The 20,800-nt window shown below is 46.5% G+C and carries 17 protein-coding genes; 2 read left to right on the top strand and 15 right to left on the bottom strand.

What is annotated here, in order from left to right; translation table 11 throughout:
• Nucleotides 1-52: 52 nt before the first annotated feature.
• From asnS to IPP66_18755, 14 genes are all read right to left on the bottom strand, one after another.
• Entirely contained in the window at nucleotides 53-1,396 is a 1,344-nt protein-coding gene (gene asnS, locus IPP66_18820; protein ID MBK9927328.1) for an asparagine--tRNA ligase, read from the bottom strand.
• A gap of 154 nt (nucleotides 1,397-1,550) precedes the next feature.
• Nucleotides 1,551-2,402: a hypothetical protein gene (locus IPP66_18815; GenBank protein ID MBK9927327.1), complete on the bottom strand. Its 852-nt coding sequence runs from the start codon at nucleotides 2,400-2,402 to the stop codon at nucleotides 1,551-1,553.
• Nucleotides 2,403-2,587: 185 nt separating this feature from the next.
• Complete coding sequence (locus IPP66_18810) at nucleotides 2,588-3,955, bottom strand: hypothetical protein (protein ID MBK9927326.1); 1,368 nt, start codon at nucleotides 3,953-3,955, stop codon at nucleotides 2,588-2,590.
• Between the two features lie 262 nt (nucleotides 3,956-4,217).
• Entirely contained in the window at nucleotides 4,218-5,894 is a 1,677-nt protein-coding gene (locus tag IPP66_18805) for a hypothetical protein (protein ID MBK9927325.1), read from the bottom strand.
• Between the two features lie 964 nt (nucleotides 5,895-6,858).
• Nucleotides 6,859-10,293 carry a tetratricopeptide repeat protein gene (locus IPP66_18800; protein ID MBK9927324.1) on the bottom strand — a complete coding sequence of 1,145 codons (3,435 nt, stop codon included), beginning with the start codon at nucleotides 10,291-10,293 and terminating at the stop codon, nucleotides 6,859-6,861.
• 209 nt (nucleotides 10,294-10,502) lie between these two features.
• Nucleotides 10,503-11,951 carry an Asp-tRNA(Asn)/Glu-tRNA(Gln) amidotransferase subunit GatB gene (gene gatB / locus IPP66_18795; protein ID MBK9927323.1) on the bottom strand — a complete coding sequence of 483 codons (1,449 nt, stop codon included), beginning with the start codon at nucleotides 11,949-11,951 and terminating at the stop codon, nucleotides 10,503-10,505.
• Nucleotides 11,952-12,017: 66 nt separating this feature from the next.
• Nucleotides 12,018-12,443, bottom strand: a complete 426-nt coding sequence (locus tag IPP66_18790) for an SRPBCC family protein (protein ID MBK9927322.1) — start codon at nucleotides 12,441-12,443, stop codon at nucleotides 12,018-12,020.
• A gap of 13 nt (nucleotides 12,444-12,456) precedes the next feature.
• The gene (locus IPP66_18785) at nucleotides 12,457-13,149 is read right to left on the bottom strand and encodes a tyrosine-protein phosphatase (GenBank protein ID MBK9927321.1); all 693 of its coding nucleotides are present in this window, start codon (nucleotides 13,147-13,149) and stop codon (nucleotides 12,457-12,459) included.
• Nucleotides 13,150-13,231: 82 nt separating this feature from the next.
• Entirely contained in the window at nucleotides 13,232-14,692 is a 1,461-nt protein-coding gene (gene gatA / locus IPP66_18780) for an Asp-tRNA(Asn)/Glu-tRNA(Gln) amidotransferase subunit GatA (GenBank protein MBK9927320.1), read from the bottom strand.
• A gap of 113 nt (nucleotides 14,693-14,805) precedes the next feature.
• Nucleotides 14,806-15,105, bottom strand: a complete 300-nt coding sequence (gatC, locus tag IPP66_18775) for an Asp-tRNA(Asn)/Glu-tRNA(Gln) amidotransferase subunit GatC (GenBank protein ID MBK9927319.1) — start codon at nucleotides 15,103-15,105, stop codon at nucleotides 14,806-14,808.
• 167 nt (nucleotides 15,106-15,272) lie between these two features.
• Entirely contained in the window at nucleotides 15,273-15,614 is a 342-nt protein-coding gene (locus IPP66_18770) for a type II toxin-antitoxin system PemK/MazF family toxin (GenBank protein ID MBK9927318.1), read from the bottom strand.
• 11 nt (nucleotides 15,615-15,625) lie between these two features.
• Nucleotides 15,626-15,847 carry a hypothetical protein gene (locus tag IPP66_18765; protein ID MBK9927317.1) on the bottom strand — a complete coding sequence of 74 codons (222 nt, stop codon included), beginning with the start codon at nucleotides 15,845-15,847 and terminating at the stop codon, nucleotides 15,626-15,628.
• Nucleotides 15,848-15,870: 23 nt separating this feature from the next.
• Nucleotides 15,871-17,634 (bottom strand): aspartate--tRNA ligase, encoded by a 1,764-nt coding sequence (aspS, locus tag IPP66_18760; protein MBK9927316.1) that lies wholly within the window; start codon nucleotides 17,632-17,634, stop codon nucleotides 15,871-15,873.
• A 337-nt stretch (nucleotides 17,635-17,971) separates the two neighbouring features.
• On the bottom strand, nucleotides 17,972-18,388 hold the full coding sequence (locus tag IPP66_18755) for a DUF3592 domain-containing protein (GenBank protein MBK9927315.1): 417 nt from the start codon (nucleotides 18,386-18,388) through the stop codon (nucleotides 17,972-17,974).
• A gap of 234 nt (nucleotides 18,389-18,622) precedes the next feature.
• Here IPP66_18755 and IPP66_18750 point away from each other — a divergent pair, with 234 nt between their 5' ends.
• A complete protein-coding gene (locus IPP66_18750; protein ID MBK9927314.1) occupies nucleotides 18,623-18,997 on the top strand; it encodes a hypothetical protein in 375 nt (124 codons plus the stop codon).
• Between the two features lie 53 nt (nucleotides 18,998-19,050).
• Here the strand turns inward: IPP66_18750 and IPP66_18745 are convergent, their stop codons facing one another.
• Entirely contained in the window at nucleotides 19,051-19,983 is a 933-nt protein-coding gene (locus IPP66_18745) for an aldo/keto reductase (GenBank protein ID MBK9927313.1), read from the bottom strand.
• Between the two features lie 77 nt (nucleotides 19,984-20,060).
• Between IPP66_18745 and rnc the strand changes: the two genes are divergently transcribed.
• Complete coding sequence (gene rnc / locus IPP66_18740; protein MBK9927312.1) at nucleotides 20,061-20,777, top strand: ribonuclease III; 717 nt, start codon at nucleotides 20,061-20,063, stop codon at nucleotides 20,775-20,777.
• Nucleotides 20,778-20,800 lie beyond the last annotated feature (23 nt).

The following is a 20,800-nucleotide window of genomic DNA, read 5'->3' as shown; positions in this document are numbered from 1 at the left end:
AGAACAACTTAAATAAAAAAGACCTGACAGTGATCTGTCAGGTCTTTTTGTGTTACGGGTAAATTCTCTTAATCGTTCTTGGGAAGGGGATAGCCTCGCGGATGTGTTCGATGCCGCAGATCCAGGCAGTGACACGTTCGGTGCCCATGCCGAAACCAGAGTGGGGGACAGAACCATACTTGCGAAGTTCGAGATACCACTTGAACGCTTCTTCGGGCAAGCCTTCTTTTTGAATGCGTGCCAGCAATTTATCAGGATCACTCATGCGCTCAGAGCCGCCACAGATCTCGCCATAGCCTTCGGGTGCAAGCAAGTCCACGGACTTGCAGACTTCGGGTCGACCGGGCCACGGTTCCATGTAGAATGCTTTGACTGCGCTAGGATAGCCATAGACGAACACAGGCTTATCGTACAGTTTGGTGAGTTCGGTTTCGTGCGGAGCGCCGAAGTCCATGCCCCATTCGAATTTGAGCAGTTCCTTACGTTCGGGGTCGGTCTCTTTTTCGTAGAGCTCGATCAGGTATTTTGCTGCATCGTCATAGGACATACGCGGGAAGGTGCCAGTCACATTTTCGAGTTTGGAAATATCGCGTCCAAGGAATTTCAACTCCGCCGCGCAATCTTTCAATACGGATTGAACGATGTGTGTGATGAGACCCTCTTCGACTTCCATCAAACCGTCGAGGTCGCAAAAAGCGATTTCGGGTTCGAGCATCCAGAACTCGGTTAAGTGGCGACGCGTTTTTGATTTCTCAGCGCGGAAGGTCGGCCCAAAGCAGTAGACTTTTCCGAAGGCGAAGATGTTGGCCTCGTTGTAGAGTTGTCCTGTTTGCGCGAGATAGGCAAAGCCTTCGTCGAAGTAGGGAGTCTCGAACAGAGTGGTTGTCCCTTCGGCGGCGGCGGGGGTGAGGATGGGCGTATCGAGATTGAAGAAGCCCTGACCATCGAGATACTCGCGCACCGCAGACATGACACGCACGCGCACGCGCAAGATCGCCCACTGACTTTGCATACGGATCCACAAGTGACGATTGTCGAGCGCGAATTCGGGACCGTGATCTTTGAGCGACATCGGATAATCCAAGCCCGCCTCTTGCACCACCTCGATCTGCTTCACTCCGAGTTCATATCCGCCAGGGATACCTGGTGCGCGCTTATCTTCACGGATCGACCCCGTGATAATGACCGATGACTCCTGCGGCAGGCGCGAGACTCGGTCAAAGACTTCTGGTTCAAGATCGCCTTTGAAGGCCACGCATTGCACAAAGCCCGAGCCATCGCGGACGAGCAAAAAGACCAGCTTGCCCTTATCTGTGCGATTATAGACCCAGCCCTTGACGGTCACTTCTTGCCCAATGTAGTTTGAAATTTTTGAAACGCTGATGTATTCAGCCATGTGAAAGTCCTTTAGTTTGTGATACCGCAATTATAGCAGAGGGTTGTTTGATGGTTCGGTATCTTCTCTACTGTGAGAGGGGAAGTGGTGGATGCGTAAGAATAAACACCGCCCACGGCATACTCATCTTGGGCGATTTTCTTTCCACCTTGCATTATGGTAGTAGATTTTTTAGGTCTTCTTGAAAACCAACTTTGTATTCTGCGGCTTTGTCTGGTGAGTAATTTGTATCAAGAATAGCCCATGCTTTTTCGGTTTGCCCAGAGACCAAGTATGCCGCTACTACACCGTAAACTCTGCACAAAGGGATTTCTGTTCCAGGATTTTCTTTTTTATAAGTATCGATATTCTCCAGCCAATATTGAATACTTGAATACAATATCTCTTTATATTTATGCGTTCCAATTGTATAGCCGACATTTGGAGTGTATTCTTGCACATAAGGGAAGTTTAATATCTGGCAATCGCTGAATTTTGACCAAACTCTGGCGTCTCCAATGAACTCGAAAGCTTTGTCATTGTTCAAATCTTCAAATTTCCAGTCTCGACGACTTCCTATAAATAAGATTTCCTTTAGAGAATCTCCAGCTTCAAAGATTCTTATGAACTGTTCCCCTGCTGCATTTCCGATTTCAGAAATAATGACAATATTTGGGATACCTGTCCCTGTTAGGTCAGTTCCTGTTTCGTGAGATATATAACTGTGCCAGTTTACTATATCCACTTGCTTCTCGTTAAGGGTTGAAATGGTTATCGCACAATAATCCATAAAATCTAGCGGTTTGCACCAATTTCGCAGAATATATTTCCCGATATATAACTCATCATTGCCTGCGATGCTGGCTTGCTTAAATGAGACACTTGGCGCAAAAGGGTCGATTTCAACAGGGATTTGTGGAGTTGGATATTGGTATGCTGCTTCTGTGGATGGAATTGGTGTAACAGCTCCGCAAGCTGTGAAAAGAAGTGCGCCCAGAAAAGCGGAAAAGATTTTTCTTGTTTGCATATTGGTTCATAACGCTTATTTGCTTTTCTGAGTTCCTGTTTAGTGACCAAGTCTGGCTAACGATATAGAGTCCGCATGGATCTTGCGAAGGAAGGTTTAGGCTTCTCTACGGTTGTGAGAGATGGAAGTGGTGGATGCTGGGTAAACAAGAACTCGGAGATTTTCAAAATCTCCGAGTTCTTATACTAAGGGGTGTTTGTCATCCAGCCTTTCGCCTGTGTGTCCTCGGCGATTTGAACAACTGTCCCTTTAGCGAAATCAACCAAAACTAACACTGAGAGATACTCATCGTTCATACTTTTTTGAGGAATTTCAACTTCTATTATGAGTTGACTTTCGTCCGGAGACCATATTGGCGGTGTTTCAATATAATCTCTAACAGGTATGAAATCCATGCAGTAATCTGTAATGTTCATGCTTTGTGTATCAAGAATGGATAGTCTGTTGTAACTGTTATCTTGATAAATATATAGCGCGACATATCGACCTGAAGGTGACCAGAAATACCCCCCAAAGCTCATATCCAAACCATCGTCAAGGACTTTCATATTTCCATTTGTATCCACTAAATAAAGATGATAGTCAAATTCAGCCGGCAAATTCGCAACATCGCCAAGAAAACCTAACATCAAAAATTTTGAACCATCAGGCGACCAGCGTGGGGGACCTGAATGTCCTTGTAATGACAATATATCGGCTACGGATTTTCCTTTCGCAAAATCCCAAAGCGAATATTTGATTACACCTTCGCCAAGGTAAACAGCGTGACTGAGTCTTGAATTGTATGCGACACGACTCTTTGTCCACGGATAATCCCATGGCGTCGGTTCTGTGCCTGAATCGAATATATTTGGGAATTTAGCAACAAGATGTTGTTGTTCTCCCGTGAGGGGGTTGAGTGCCAAGAACCTCTCAGGATAGTTGTAGCCAGATAGTTCTGGATAGAGAAAGGAAATATTAAAAATCAGTTGTTGATCGTTTAGCCAAGACCATGCGGGGTTGTAGGATTGAAGATATTCGCCGTCCAAAGTCTTCGTTACTTGGCCATTTGAATCCATGATGAATAAATAATCTTTGAAGTTATCACCTGTTGTATATTTCTCAAGAGCTAATAATTTTCCATTTGGTGACACAGATGAGTTTGCTGATGTCAAGTTGTTGTCTGTCTCTAGGCTGATTCTTTCGTTTGTTTCCAGATTCCAAAGGGAATATCCAAGCCCAAATGTTTTTAGAACAACAACTCCTTTTCCTAAACCTTTTTCAGTAGATTGACTCAAGGCATCCAAGCATTGTGCTGTAACGCGTGGGCTGTTAATAATTAGAGGGACCTCTATTGAAATTGACGAAATAGCCGAGGATGGTTTGGTATTTGGTGTACGAGTTGGGGGATGATCAATACTCAGTGTAGCTGTGTAACTCACAGTTGGCAGGGCTGTATTGGTTGATAATATTGATGGCGTTGGCGTTGGTTGTGTTGCTGAAGAGCTACAACCAAGTAAAAATATGATGAGTAAATTGGCGATGAAAATAGTCTTGTTGATGTGTACTGTCATGGATTACCTCCTTGAGGAGATTATACCGCCATAAAAAGAGACAGTCACCTTCAAGGTGACTGTCTCTTGAAATTACTTCCTTAGTTCTTCCAATGCCTTGACTAGCAACTCTTTCACCTCGTACTCCATGAGCAGGGCGCACAACCTTGTGCGCCCTGCATGGTTATCTATTAATTGTGCCAGTTCCAGACTGACGGATCCGCCTTTCGATTCTTCTAAGGCAGGGATTCTAGATCTAGAAAATGGACGACACGATTGTTGTTTAGTTCGGTACGGTCACAACTCCATCGCCGGGGAAGGTTTTCGTGTTCAAGGTATTTCCTAGCGTGGAATATATCCCGGTATTGGGAAAGGTCGGGGCTGTATATTGTGGCAAATAGCCTGCCGGACAACCTGTCGGGCCGTTGATGCCGTTTGTAATTAACGTCCACTTAGGGCGATGTGTTGGGCCTTCCACTTTGTCTTCAATGGGGGCTTTTATCGCGCAGAACCATCCGGCGGGTTGATTGGTCGGGATGGGGGAATTGGTTCCATACAGCGAAATTTCAAACCTTCGTCCCAGACCTGTAGCGCCTGTCAGATCCCACGTACTCATATCGTGGTAATCGGTAAGGTGCTCATCGTATGAGAATCGGGTTGTGGCTCCGCAGATGGTGATACTAAACTCCCCACCTTGTGGTCCGGCGAACGCGTACCATTGTTCACAACGGGTTTGTAGGATCCCATTCGACCCATTCCAATCCCGAGTATCTGGTGCTCCGATAATGAATTGATTGCGTCCGGGTGCGATGGAGCCATCCGGTAATTTGGTGCCGGCTTGTTCGTTGTAACGGCTCATGCGCTGCGATCTGAATTCAGGATAGCCGACCCAATACACGCCTTGACGAAAAGATGTTCCGCCCTTGCAGTCACGCATGTACAACTCGTAAGAATGGAACGCGAAGGCACGGTCCATGGGGTTCGATGCCGCATGATAGCGGAAATACACATCCACCGGGCAGGACGATCCACTGTTGACGCGATAGGCAACGCCCTTAAAAGCCTGGTGTTTCATCGTAACTTCCATTTCGCCCGAACGCTCATCCCCGCCAAAGATCACAGGGTGTCCGAAATTGACGACACTGAAGTCATCTGCCCATGCAGGCGGCTTATCACCGTGCTCGTGAGGGTTCAGACCATCATGCGAACCCGGGGCATGCCAGAGTTGCATCGAGGTCGATCCGGGCATCATGGTTTGAGTTGGGTTCGGTATTGGGGAATTGGTGGCTGTGGGCGCGATCACAGTTTGTTGAGGAAGCTTGGTAGCAGTGGGTGCGATCACGGTCCTTGTAGGACGCGGTGTGGGTCTCTTTCGCAGATAAAATAGGAAAGAGGGGTTGCTAGTCGCTGGACCGGTTAGCCCCTGCCCGCCCGGGGTGACGGTCGCGGATGAAGCTGACAGAATGGTGAGGGTAGCCCCAACCGATGGAACATCCATTGCCAGGTTGTTGTCTTGAGAGACACGCGCCGCACATTGAACCGCGGACTGTCCTGCCTGTAGGCCTTTGGCACTAAAGGTAAATGCTGTACCACTGGTGATGGCTCGATTGCTGTTCGCACCTGCGATCGCAACGATGAACGTACCAGGTTGCGGATCATGGATCATGGTAATCGGCCCTGCACCAAAGAGCTCGGTGACAGCGATATTGCTTTTTTCAACCAGAGTTCCATCGTAGGTACAAGTGAACTCTGCGCTCTTATATCCCTCCATGGGGATGTTATTCAATTTGACGCTGACCAATGCGGTCTCGCCGATAAGAAGGCTTGCGGGGCTAACTTCTGTGGAAACAAACACGTCTACGGGGAGAGTTTCGCTCCCTTGGGATTTCGCTGAGGATGGGGTTGTAAGAGCCAGTAAGCTCAGCAATACGATAGAAATCCTGATTATTTTCGTTAACATGGTACCTCCAAAATCTTTGTTCTTGCGTTTTTTACATACTCGAGTATGTTTGTCCAAATAGGACAGAGATAAAGGTTACATGCTTCTACTGCTTTGCGAAACAAAGAATAAGGGAAAGTTACAAACAATACTGCAAGCTTGGCAAAAACAAAAGTACTGTGGAATCTATAAATGCCGATTTGTGGTGAGAAACGTCGCTAATCTTGTTGCAAGATCGAAAAAATTAATTTCAGATGAGATTAAAAATAAATAAGAATCATTTGTGATGATATGGTTGTCTAGTTCCAAAGTTTAATATTTGGCTTACACAACAGTTGAAAAGTTTGTTCATGCATATGAAACGTGCGTGAGGATGCGGTAGAAAAACATCCCTGAAAATCAGGGATGTTGATATAAGACACGTCTTGAAATATCAAAAGGCAAATTTCTGTGGCTCAGAAGTCAGTGTGGCCATATGTATCAGAAGTCCGCCGCAATACCAAGACTGCGAATGGGCTCACGTCCGCCGTGCAAACGATAGTAGGAACCTCTCGCGGATCGATGGGATGAAGGTTTAGTCTTCTCCACGGTGGTGAGGTGTATCTTGTATTTTACAAAGTCACCGAAGGTAGAAGTTTTTATTGTTAGTGAATTTGAAGATTTACTGCATGGTAAAGCCTTATTTGTTCAATAAGCTTATTCAATTGATTTTGGGATGCAACTCCAAAAAGACCCCTGAGTGCTTGAGTGAGTTTCATAACCACAATGTCGCTTGAACGCCCAATAAATAAATTGCGAAGGATAGCATCTAATATAAAAACCTTTTGGTCCATAGAAGCACTTGACAACCAGATTTCTTTCAATGTTTCAGCGGCTATTCTAGTAGAAAGGTTTTCGTCAGCTTCTGGTCCCCTTAAGCCCCGTAGAATTGAGTTGACGAAATCGTCACTTACAGTGTAAGAAGACTTTTCGAGAAGAGAGACGATTAAATCTTTATTGACTGATACAAAAAGTAATTCGATTTAATTAACTTTGCTACGGCACTTTCATATTGATCTTTGTTGATAATATTTTTGTTCATTGCATCAAGTAATAGTATCTGTGACCAAAAGCCAGAAGTTCCCGCAATATCATTTGCAAGCGACCGAATGGCTGCATCATCGGTATAAATGGGAGAGTTGGTTGATTTGGCAATCAAAATAAGGAAACTTGCGAGTTCATCCATGCTTTCCCTAGCAGCTTCTGAGAATTGAACATTTGAAGCTGTTTCAGGTGAAATTGCGACAGTATGGCATTTTTCGGTTAAGAACGACCGTAGCTCATTTAGAAACTTAATATTCTGATCGATTTGAGTTGGAGATGTTTCTTCAAAATATGGGCGTCCTTCATGATAGCCAATATATCGAGCGCCATTCTTAAGTTCAAATCGTCTCTTAAAGACCAACTCATCTATTTCATCTATCATCGATTGATGAATATAGATATTTTCAAATCTCGTTTGCAATATTGACAGAAAACCTAAGTGTGAAAGCGTAAGGAGCCCGGTTATATCAAGCGTAATTGAAATGGCACTTGATATTGCTTCCATTTGTATTTTTTGGTCAGCGGCGCTTCCGTAGCTTGCAAAAATTCGATTTCCCTTCATAACTTGAAATGAGGGAAATATCTCATATTGACTTGCGTGAATCACTTTTGCGACTGTGCTTATCGGAAACTTTCCTTGTCTGTAAAAATCTAATACTTGATCAACGAACATGTTTCTTCTATATATCGGTATGATTATTTTTGATATATCTCCATCCGATATATCCATTTTATTCATACCATCATGATTGGGGAATCTTGTTCCGAATTCTTCAAGCGATTCTTGAAAAGCCCTAACGTAAATCGATTGAATTTCCTCGATTGTGTATTTCAGTGTTTCAATCGGGGTCGATTTAAATACAACTGTTTCCCCCTTTTTGTGCCCAAGAAGGATTTTTGCAATTTCAGTATCTAGTGTGAATTCCCACTCGTTTGTAGGTTTTGTTGTTAATAAGAGCTTGACCCATCGCTTTGTTGCCCCGTCGTTTATCAGTACAGAAGTGTCTGGGGCAATAGTATCGACATTGAGTAAATCTTTTATTTCATCCTCTAAACGCATGAATAATGAAATGTACGACGTGTGTATCTCGGGAGTGTCAATACCTATTTTTCTTGCTCGGTATGCAGTTTGAATAGCCCTCGTACTCTCACCGATATAACTGTACATCTCTCCAAGCTGGATTAATACAGCGGCATTGTCAAGCGTCTCAGAATTTATATTGTTTAGGGTGCTTGTTGCTTCATCTTTTTGGTTGTTTAAAAATTGGAGCCTTGTTAATTGGATTCTATGCTTTATTTGCAGAGGTTCAACTCCAACAAGTTCTTTCTGAAGTTCAATTGCTAAATTTCTGTCGCCAAAATACTCAGCCAACCAAGATTCGAGTTCTAGCAGGTTTGACGATTTCGCTCCAAAGTTCCGCGCATCCTGAAGCGCTTTATAGGCGTCTCCATATTTTTTGGCTGTGTAAAGCGCGCTAATGTACTTGTGAGCGAGTGCTTTATCTCCCAAAAACTCCCTTGGCATTAAATCAAACCATTTGATTGAGTTCGAAAAATCCTTGTGTTGGTAATAAATTAGAGCTAAGATGATGGGGATTCTCAGTCTTTCAACATCACTATCGGCAATGGCTTTATATCCCTTTTCCAATATATCTATCGATTCAGAATAATTGCCTTGAATTTCAGCAATTTCAGCCGCTCCCAATATAGCTTGGACACTATTTGGTGTTGCTAATAGTTCATCTTTTATTTTTTGTGCATCATTTGTCTCGTTTAGTTTTATTAATGCCTTGGCTTTGATTGAAATCAAAACAATCTGGTCCTCTTTGTCTTTTTGTTTGATGGCTTTATCGGCTGTTTCTACGGCACTTTTGAATGTTCCATTGGAAATATGCGCTTCCGCTAAAAGCGTTGCAAGATTTTCTCGAACAAGATACTCTTCTGGAAGTACGGAAAAACAATTGATTGCCTGCTGGAAATCCCCTTCTAAAAGCGAAATAATACCTTGATTGTGCAGAGCAATTTCATTTTTGGGGTTTTTGTTCAGTACCTCAGTGCAATCTATTTTGGCTGCTTGTAACTCTCCCTTTCCTAATAATATGCCCGATCTGGCGGCCAGCGATTGTTCTTTAAAGGTTTCATTATCACCAGTGTTCGCTTCCTTTATTGCTGTGTTTATAAGTGTCATTGATTCTTCAATTGCTTTTATCGCTAAAAATCTAAACGGATACCTTCTGTTATTTGTCAAAATAGAAGCTAATCCTAGAAGGCTATGAAAATCTGACGGATTCTGGGCAAGACATAATCTATAATATTTTTCCGCGTTATCAAAATCTTGAACGTGAGAGAAAATGTGAGCTAACGCTCGCACATAATCGTTGTTATCGAGGAAGTTCTTATCAATGAGTTCTTCAATGTTTTTGTAGTTCCTTAGAATTGCCTGCGCATTAACCAATACAGCGCTAGCCGATGTTGATTTCCCTCCATTTTCTAATGATTGCTTTGCATACTTTTCTGCTTCCTCAATCTTGTCGTTTAGGAGTGCACCTAGAGCAGCATTTGCGAGCGCCTTTGGGCTTTGGGGGTCTAAAATAAGAGCTCTGTCGAATCTATTTGTAGCTTCTTTGAAATTCCCAAGTAAATAATAACAAAAGCCAATGAGCCCTTGGATTTGTGATTTTAATTTATTGGATAGATTTTTCTCTTCAACGGACTTTTCGAATGGATTCAATAAAGATAAGGCTGTATTTGGAAGACCCTTCTTTACAATGTCGCGGTACGCCTCTACTTTGATCTGTAAATCTATTTCCTCTTTCGATTGACCTTCAATTGGCCCTAGGGAACTTTCGGTAAACTGTGAAAGCTGTGATTGAAAAGAATTTAACTGACCTGAAATATTGCTCAAGTAAATAATTGTTTTTTGCTTGAAAAAAGCATCTTCGAGTTCGGGGATTTGAGAAAGATTTTTCTTAAGTCTGGTCAGGAACAAAGTTAATAATATTTCTGCCTTGCCCGCCGAAGTTCTAGGAGATTTTTTGACCCATTCTTCTCTTAAAAAGAGAATGTTTGGGAACTCATATAAGGATATTGATTTGAGAATTTCTTTTGAAACCGAAGGAGTACCAAGAAAATCTATAAAGGATGTTTCGTCAATCTCAGATTCAAAGCCAGGCAACGTATTAAGAGCGTCTCTCATTGATACTTCTATGGCGCTAGAGATTTTTCCTCTCACGATTCTTTCTTTAAACTGTGTAGTTACGCCGCTGTGGACAATTTCTTGCCAAAGAGAATCAGCTATCAAAGAAATAGTTGTTGTAACGATGGCTTCGATAATCATTTTTATTATCTCTTCTTTCTCACTTCCCCAACTACCGCCGAAATCGCTCTGGGCTGAGAAGGTTGTTCGCGTGGCGATGGAGAATCTGCGTAGAAATGTCTAATGAAAACGGTTTTCTTGATGCACCCCGTCTCTTGAATAATTACTTAGTGGGATTATACCGCTAGAAAAAAAAGAGACCGTTTTCTAAAAGATAACGGTCTCATAATTTATTTCTTCCTCTCCTCCAACGCCTTGACCAGCAACTCCTTTGCTACATTCATATCGGCTTTGCCTTTCGTCGCTCGTGCCACCTGACCGACGAACCATTGGAAGACGGTCTCTTTGCCTGCGAGATATTTCTCCACTTCAGAGGGATTATCAGCAAGGACTTTGTCAATGGTCTCTTGAATAAAGCCTTCGTCAGAAACCTGTGCCAGATTTTTCTCTTTGACGATCTGCTCGGGTTTGCCGCCGTTCTTGAACATTTCTGCCAGCACGGTCTTGCCCGCGTTGTTGTTGATGGACTTGTCTGTGGTCATGTCGATCAGTTGGGCGAGGTCGGCGGGGTCCACAGGGGTGTTCGTGATGTCAATGCTCAGGTCGTTGAGATTGCGCATGAATTCGCCAGCGATCCATGAGTTGACGGTTTTCGCGGGGCTCTTGGATTTCGCGACCACGCTCTCGAAGTAATTGGCAAGCGAAAGCTCGGAGGTAAGAAAACGCGCATCGGACGGAGTCAAGCTGAAGTCCGTGATGAAGCGGGCGGTCTTTGCTTCAGGCAGTTCGGGCAGTTGAGTCCGAATCGCATCGATCCACGCATCCGAAAGTTGAAGCGGAGGCAGGTCGGGTTCGGGGAAGTAGCGATAGTCGTGCGCCTCTTCTTTACTGCGCTGTGAAACGGTCACGCCGCGCACATCGTCCCAGCCGAGCGTTTCTTGCACAATGGTTCCGCCGCTTTCATACACTTTGATCTGGCGTTCGATCTCATATGCCGAGGCGCGCGTGAGTGCGCGGAAACTGTTGAGGTTCTTGATCTCGGTGCGCGTGCGGAACTCGTCACTGCCAACGGGGCGTACAGAAATATTCGCTTCGAAGCGCAAGACACCTTTTTCCATATCGCCCGAGTTGACGCCGAGATAACGCAAAATGGCGCGGACTTTTGTGGCGTAATCGAGCGCGGCTTCGACGGAGCGCATATCGGGTTCGGAGACGATCTCAAGCAATGGGACGCCTGCGCGATTGAAATCGACCAGCGCATAATTTTTTTCGTGCGCCAGTTTGGCGGTGTCCTCTTCGATGTGCACGCGTCTCACTCGGACTTTGAACTGCTCCTCACCATCAACATTGACTTCAAGATAGCCTTTTTCACAGATCGGCAACTCGTATTGCGAGATCTGATAGCCTTTGGGCAGATCGGGATAATAATAATTCTTGCGCGCAAAGGTATTATGTTTGTTGACCGAGCAATTCAACGCCAGCCCGACAAGTGCCGCAAGCTCCGTTGCCTTCTTGTTAACAACAGGCATCGCACCCGGCAAGCCTGTGCACGAGGGACAGATGTTGGTGTTCGGTTCAGGCGCGGAGCCATAGTCTGCTGAGCAACTGCAGAACATCTTGGATTTGGTGAGCAGTTCACCGTGGATTTCAAGTCCGATTACTGGTTCGTATTGGGTCATAGGTATCCTTCGGATGACCGTGGACGATTGACGATGGACTATGGTCTATCGTCAATCGTCTTTGGTTTATTGATTTTCAACTCTCTTCTTCAACGACTGTGCTTCAGTTTGGATATATTCTTCAGTCATTTTGCCATACATCCTGCCGATAAGTTTGCCGAGCCATCCATTGAATGCGAACGTCAGTGTGAGTTCGGTTTGGTTCGCGCCTTTTGAAGTGAGAATGTGTTCTGCTACCATGTGTATGCCTGGTGTCTTCGCTTCCCATGTGAAGTTCGATGGGGGAGTGAGCACGGTTACTGTCCATTCAGCGGGTTGGAGTTTTGGCTGAAACACTTTATAACGATTGCCAAGTTTCAACTCAGGGGCATCAAGTACTTCCACTTTGGTGACGGTGGGAGTCCATTCATGCCAGTGGGCAACATCAGATAAAACCTTCCAGGCGGCTTCCTGTCCTGCGTTGATCATGGTGGATGTTGAGAATTTCGACATGGTTCAATCTCTGTTAATTTGTGCTTTCAAGAAAGCGTGCGCGAAGCGTTTCAATATCTGTCTTGCTCAGGCCGCCTGAAAGAAGATACTCTTCGGCATTCAGTTGGCTTACCGTCTTGAGAATGACATCACGTGTTGTTGTCCCATGATTTGCCAGAATCTCTTCCCGTTCAGGGTCAACGCTCAATGCGTAATCCGCAAGGATATCTTCTGGTGCAACATCCACGGACGCAAGTAGCAACAAACCGATGATGCCCGTGCGATCATGTCCGCGCTTGCAGTGGAAGAGAACACCACCTGCCTTTGCCTGCGCGATCGCTTTGAGCGCGGCGGCATGTCGTTGTGGCCAGCGGGTAAGTGCATCTTGATAATAAAGAGGTGTGCACCACAACTCAGAACTTGCCCATTTTTCGACGAACTCCTGGTCGGTCACATCTTCTGTCTCGACGATCAAAGTCTCGATGTCAGAGTAAGGCGGGACGACCTCAAGATAATCCTTCTCGTCAAATCCATACGTGTGCAACGAAATGATCGTGCGGATGCCATGCTCATACAATGACGCCCAGCCGTTCTCTGTCAATTTGGCAGGATGGTCTCCACGCACAACCGCTCCCCAACGGGTTTTGCTTCCGTTGGATGCATCCAGTCCGCCCAAGTCACGGACGTTGGTACAGCCTTCCCAGTTGAGGATACGATTTGTGGTCATTGGTTTGCCTCGCTGACCATGGACGATTGACAATGGACGATGAAAAGATCGATGTTCAATCTCGATGGTCTATGGTCTATCGTCAAATTGGTGGCAACTTCGTATGCCAATCTGTCACTTGCTGATACGCATGCCCAACTTGGAATAATGTCTGTTCATCCAAGTGTTTGCCGATGAGTTGCATACCGACGGGCATGTTGTTAGAGAATCCACACGGGACCGCCAACGCAGGGACGCCCGCAGGATTCGTCGCAACGGTGTAAATATCGGAGAGATACATCTCCAACGGGTCACTGGTCTTTTCGCCGATCTTGAAAGCTGTGGTGGGACAGACGGGGGCGACGAGCAAGTCAACGGAGGCGAAGGCAGACTCAAAGTCACGGCGCAGAAGCGTGCGTACTTTTTGTGCTTTGAGATAGTACGCATCGTAATATCCCGAAGACAATGCGTATGCGCCCAGCATGATGCGTCGCTTCACTTCATCGCCAAATCCTTCGTGGCGAGTCTTGAGATAGATGTCGATCACATCCTTTGCACCATCTGAAACGGATAGACCAAAGCGCGTGCCATCCATGCGGGCGAGGTTGGCGCTGGCTTCGGCGAAGAGCAGAAGATAATAAACAGGCAGACCGTATTTGGTGTGTGGCAGCGAGACTTCATGAATCTCCATGCCGAGTTTTTCAAATTGACGAATCGCTTCTTGAATGGACGACTCGACGCCCGCTTCCATGCCTGCCACGAAATATTCTTTGGGAATTCCAAGCTTCATCCCTTTGACGGGTTTGTCGATGTTCGCAGTGTAGTTCGGAACGGGTGATGCGTAAGTGGTGCTGTCATACGGGTCATTGCCAGCAATGGCTTCGAACACAGTTGCGCAATCATATACATCGCGTGCCAGCGGACCAATGCCGTCAAAGGAGGATGCGAGTGCGATGAGACCATAGCGGGAGACACGTCCGTATGTGGGCTTGATGCCAGTCACGCCGCAGAAACCTGCAGGCGTGCGGACCGATCCGCCCGTGTCTTCGCCGATGGCAAAGTTACATAGGCTCGCCGACATGCTCGCCGCCGCGCCGCCACTTGAACCGCCAGGGACGCGCTCGAGGTCCCATGGATTGCGCGTGGTGAAGAGACCCGAGTTTTCGGTGGATGAACCCATACCGAACTCGTCCATGTTGGTCTTGCCAACGAGGACAGCGCCAGAGTCCGCGAGTTTGTTTGTCACTGTGGCGTTGTATTGCGGAACATAATTCTCGAGTATCTTCGATGAACAAGTCGTAGGGACGCCGCGTGTTGAGATGCAATCCTTCATCGAGAAGGGAATGCCTGTCAGCGGGGTGATGTTCTCGCCTTTGGCAATGCGTTCATCGGCTTTCTTTGCCTGCTCAAGCGCAAGCTCGTCCGTGACCGTAACATAGGACTGGACTTTCTTGTCCACCTCGCGGATGCGGTCAAGCGTTGCCTGAGTCAATTCAACGGAGGAGATTTTCTTGGATGTGAGAAGCTCGTGTGCTTCGCGGATAGTTAGGCTTGTTAGTTGCATAGTTAGTTAGTCACCTAGTCAGATTGTCATACTGTCCAAAATCTAACCACGGAGACACTGAGTCACGGAGTTTTTAAATTCTCTGTGTCTTCGTGTCTCAGTGGTTCATATCTTTACTCGTCTCCCAAAACGGTCGGGACTTTGACATATCCACGCTCTGATCTTGGAGCGTTCTTGATAAATTCTTCGTGGCTCATGGACGGTTTGACCACGTCTTCACGCAGAACATTCTCAGCGTTAGCGATATCCGAAGCAGGCGGGACATCCGTCGTGTCCACTTCATTGAGCATGTTGAAGTAGTCAATGATGGACGAGAACTGTCCGCTGAACTTTTCCGCTTCCTCTTCGGAGATCCCAAGACGGACGAGGAATGCTACATGCTTTACGGTTTTGGTGTCTATGGTTTGTGTCATATAACCTCTTTGATCGGTGGTTGAGTAGGCGGCGGAAATCAATGAACCTTTGTGAGGTTACTAGCCTCCACCGCCGTATCGAAACCAACAAGTTTCAAAAGTAATTTTGTAACAAGAGTTTCTTTACTTAGTGGTGGTTTCGACTGCTTGCGCTCAACCACCGATTTTTATTCGTGATGTTGCATCATTGCCTGCAAAAACCGCATTCCAGCCAGCACTTGATGAACTCGTTCTTCGCTTAACGTCCCGATATATTCGCCTAACTGTGACTTATCCATCGTAGACACTTGCGAGACCACGATCACACTTTGCCTGGGTAGATTAGCTTCGCCTTCATCAAGCAGTACATTTCCAGGTTCTTTTGCGCGTTTTAGGTTTGACGTCAGTGCGCAAACAGTCAATCTGTCCGCTTCTGCCTGAACGATTACATGTGGATGAGTGTAATCAGATTCTATTTTATTTGTTTCGCTCGGCGAAACCCAAAACAGATCGCCTTGATTGACACCCATCCGCGTTTCACCTAGTTTGTTGCCTGAGCGCTTCTTTGAGATTCGATCTCTTCCAATTGCTTTCTGATCCAGCGCATCAAATTGATCGCTTTGTGCTGAGGCATGAAACATGCGCCAACAGTATCGGTAAACGGAACAGGGAAACGAAAATCATCAACTTCATACCACAGCGCTCCATCGGTGCAGTATGCAAACTTTGCTGTCTTATTGATGATCAATTCCTTTATGTTCATGGTTTACCTTTCTGTTGTTTATATTATTCGAACTTGATATGTAATTCTTTCAACTGTTTCGGCTCGACTTCCGATGGCGCATCCGCCATCACATCGCGTCCAGCCTGATTCTTCGGGAAGGCGATCACTTCACGGATGTTGGGTTCGTCCGCAAGCAACATCACGAGACGGTCAATGCCTGGGGCCATGCCACCATGTGGAGGTGCGCCATATTCGAATGCTTCGAGCATGTGCCCAAACTTTGCCTGAATATCCTCATCGCTCAAGCCAAGCATCTGGAACATTTTCATCTGGATGTCGCGGCGGTGAATTCTTATCGAGCCCGAAGCGGTCTCGTAGCCGTTGCACACCATGTCATACGCATCAGACATCACAGCGCCAGGGTCGGTGTCGAACTTATCTAGGTCGCTCAATTTCGGCATCGTGAACGGGTGATGTTCCGACTCCCATTTTTTCTCTTCTTCGTTGTATGCAAAGAACGGGAAGTCCACGACCCACGCGAACGCCATCATGTCCTTGTCCGCCAAATCTAATTTGTCGCGGAACCACAGACGTAGCCCGCCGAGCGTTTTGTTGGCAACGGCTTTTGTATCAGTTGCGAAGACGATGAGATCGTCGACTCCTGCTCCCGTTTTGGATTTCAACGCCTCGACCTCTGCCTCACTTACGAACTTTGCCACGCTTCCTTTCACGCCTTCGGCTGTCACTGCCAAATAGGGCATTCCCTTTGCCCCAAACGACTTCGCCACTTCTGTGAGCGCATCCAGTTCCTTGCGAGACATGTCCGCTGACTTGGGCGCGACGATACACTTGATCACGCCACCTGATTCCAACGCGGACTGGAACACTTTGAATTCGCTCTTGGCAAACACATCGCTCACGTTCATCAATTCCATGCCGAAGCGCAGGTCGGGCTTATCGGAGCCGTATTTGTCCAAGGCTTCAAGATACGGGATTTTCATCCACGGCGAAGAAAGCAATTTCTTCTGTGGAGCCACGGCAGGAAGCATTTCCGTGAACAAGCCTTCGACCAATGCCAACACATCGTCCCGATGCACATATGACATCTCAAGGTCGAGCTGTGTGAACTCAGGCTGACGGTCGCCACGCAGGTCTTCATCACGGAAGCAACGCGCGATCTGGAAATACTTGTCCATGCCTGCGACCATAAGCAATTGCTTCAACTGCTGAGGCGACTGCGGCAAGGCGTAGAACTGTCCTGGGTTGAGACGGGATGGGACAAGATAGTCTCGTGCGCCTTCGGGGGTCGCTTTGAACATGATCGGTGTTTCGATCTCGATGAAGCCTTGTTTGTCGAGATAGTCACGCATAAACTTGATGACCTTGTGGCGCAAAACCATATTGCGTGTCATGCGTTCACGGCGCAGGTCGAGATAACGATATTTGAGGCGGGCATTCTCTTCAGGGAGATCGTTCTCGCCGTTGATCATAAAAGGCGGTGTCTTCGATGGATTAAGCACTGTGACTGAAGTAGCAATGACTTCGATCTCGCCTGTCTTCATCTTTGGGTTTGCCATCCCAGTGGGGCGCAATTGCACGGTGCCTTCGATCTGCAAGACCCATTCCATGCGGACATTAGATGTAATATCCAATGACTCTTTGGCAATATCTGGGTTGATGGTGATCTGCACCAGACCTGCACGATCGCGCAGATCAAAAAAGGCCACCCCGCCATGGTCACGACGACGATGAACCCAACCCGCCAGTGTGACAGTTTGTCCTACGTGTGTGGGGCGTAGTTCCCCGCAAGTGTGTGTTCTATACATAAGTGCTTCTCCGAAAAAGTGATGAGACCTGACAGGTTTTCAAACGAGTCTGATCAATTGAATAGTTTTTGTTTGCAACCGTTCCAACAGATCCATCTCACGATGAAACCTGTCAGGTCTATGCATGTGGTCTAGATAAAATAAAATCGCCCTTCGCATTTGCGTCGGGCGATTTGGTTTCGACTTGATTTATTCGTCAACCAGCAAAGCTTCGCTCAACGATTCGGGGATCGTCATTATCGTTATTATTATTGGCAAATTGGATGCTGGTATACATCGTGTCGCGGATTATAGCACAACTCATACTTCGTGGGTATTTTTATACCCTACGGGCATGTCATCTTTCCAGAACTGATTCTGTGGGATTCGCTGGGTTGTAATAAACAGTTACCTGTGCGCCGTTTGGATATCGGCGGACGGTTGCTTCTGCATCTCCTATGATACGTATGTTGAAGAATTGCTCGCCGGCCTTGATGTGTTGGCTTTGATAAGACTGTCCATTGACTGTATATTGATAAACGACAACGGGATAAAAGGATATGCTGGTCCCGGTCCGTTTGGATTGCACGCTGGACATAAGAACTGTGCCTGTAGTGGCAGGCCAACTTTGCGCGGCTTGTTTGGCGGCACTCCCTTGTTGATTGCGACGATAGATAAAAATGCCAAAGATAACAAGAAATATCAATGGCAAGATGGCGGCACAGATTCCGCCAGCGATACCAATGAAGCCCATGATAAGTGAGAATATTTCCATAATTACTCTCCTTTGGTGAGATATTTTATTTTAATATAAGAAGGAACAATGTGTCAGAGTGTAAAATACTTGAAGATGTTGGGCAGGCAGAAGGTCCATGTGAGATGCGTTTTGTCGCGTTGATCATAGCCGTTAAGTAGATGTAAGGTTGATTCATCGTAATTACTTCCAATTCATTTGGAGTTGTTGTATATTGTTTTTGTAATACAAACCATATTTCAACAGGAGAGAAACATGAGTTACAAAGTATTGTTCGTTTTAAATGCGATCGTTGTTCTGGCGCTAGGGTTGGTCTTGGTCTTTGCCCCCACTTTGATATTGTCGCAATTGAAAATGGATGCGCGTGTACCTGAAATCTTCCTTTCCCGTGTGGTTGGTGCGGCGTTAGCTTCTTTGGGATTGGTCTTGTGGTTTGCCAAGGATGCAGAAGCGGCGCAAAAAGGTATCGGTATGGGAGCCCTGGCAGGCACCGTGATTGGCTTGATCGTCACCATCGTTGGGGTGGCGGGTGGCGTTGTTCGCGCGAACGGATGGATCGCTGTGATCGTGGAAGTTCTCTTTGGTTTGGGATATGTGTTCTTACTCTTCCTTCAACCGAAGATGAAATAAACTCTACTAAATTTTTGCATGAAGAACGCCCGCGAATTTCGCGGGCGTTTTGTTTATTCGGATATTTGGTCGCTTGCTTCGTCAAGCTTGGCTACATCTTCTTCGGTAAGCTTCCAGCCAAGTGCGCCAGCGTTTTCTTGCGCCTGTTTCACATTCTTTGCGCCGGGGATCGGGAGTGTGCCTTTGCAGATCGTCCAATTCAAAGCGACTTGTGCATTTGATTTCCCGCCGTGGTCTTGTCCGATCAATGTCATCAGTTTGATGAGCGGTTCGATTTTGGAGAGCAGACCCGCGTATCTGCTTGCGCGAGTTCCGGGTGGGGGATTGTTGGCGTTGTACTTTCCTGCCAATAATCCTTTTTCCAGTGGGCTGTATGAGATCAGGCGCACGCCTAATTCTTTGCATCTTGCCAGCAGGCCGTTCTTTTCTGCCGACTTGTTCAGCAAACTGAAATGTACCTGATTGGATGCCAGTGGAATATTCTGGCGGGCAAGCGCAGAATAAGCTGTCAACATACGTGTTTGATTGAAGTTCGATACCCCAACAGTACGCGTTAGCTCCTCTTTTACACAGGCGGCCATGCCGTCCATCAAACGGTCAACGCTCATGAGGGGTGAAGGCCAATGGACTTGATACAAGTCCACGCTTTCCACGCCGATACGCTCAAGACTTCCTTTCAATGCACGAGGAACGAAGGAGCTTGTGAATCTCCATGGAAGTGTGGCGTACTTGGTTGCGATCAACACTGGTTGATCAGTTTCCTTGATGAACTTGCCAAGCAACCGTTCTGAAAGTCCATTGCCATAGATTTCAGCCGTATCTATAAAACGTATTCCCTCATCAATAGATGCATTGAAAGCATCATGAACATCTTGATCGCCATAGTTCTGTCCATATTGCCAGACCATTCGATCTCCCCACTGCCAGGCACCCAATCCCATCTCCACCGCGTGCAAAAACCTTGTCTCGTTACTGACCTCAGACATTGTTCCTCCGTGAAATTCGGCTGATTGTATCTTAAAACTATAGTCATGATACAATTCTGCCCGCTCAAGAATTGGATATGGCAAATGACTTTACCCCACGGGACCCAGAATCCGCCTCTGACCTTAACCGACGGTTGAATCTGTCCTTTTCAGATTTATCTCTTCTGACACGTGCTCTCACGCATCGTTCATTTGTAAACGAGAACGTCGGGGCGTTGGAAGATAATGAACGGCTCGAGTTTCTAGGCGATGCCGTTCTTGATTTTATTGTCGGGGCGTGGGCATACAATCGTTTCCCTGAAATGCCCGAAGGTGACTTGACGAAGATCCGCTCGGCCATCGTCCGCAATGACCAGCTCGCGAACTTTGCACGCCGCATCGACTTGGGACACGCTCTGCGTCTCGGTCATGGAGAAGCCTCTTCGGGGGGCAGTGACCGCGATGGTTTATTGGGATCCACATTTGAGGCGTTGGTCGGTGCCTTGTATCTGGATGCAGGCCTAAAGGCGGTCGAAGCGTTCGTGAATCCCATTCTGAACGATGTGCAGGACTACATCCTTGATGAAATACAGGATCCCAAAAGTCGTTTGCAAGAATGGGCACAGGCAGAGAAGATGGGAACTCCACAGTACGTGACGATCTCCTCTTCAGGCCCAGACCATGCCAAGGTGTTTGAGGTGGAAGCCCGCATTCAAGGTGTGGCATATGGCAGAGGGCACGGCGCTAGTAAACAGGTTGCCGCCCGCATCGCTGCACAAACTGCGCTCGAAGCTCTTGGGATATCTTATAAATAAACAAGTAAATCCAAAATCTGAAT

Source organism: Candidatus Defluviilinea proxima, assembly GCA_016721115.1.
GTDB classification, from domain to species: domain Bacteria; phylum Chloroflexota; class Anaerolineae; order Anaerolineales; family Villigracilaceae; genus Defluviilinea; species Defluviilinea proxima.
Note: the sequence above shows the minus strand (reverse complement) of the source record. Positions and strands in the feature narration are given on the sequence as shown.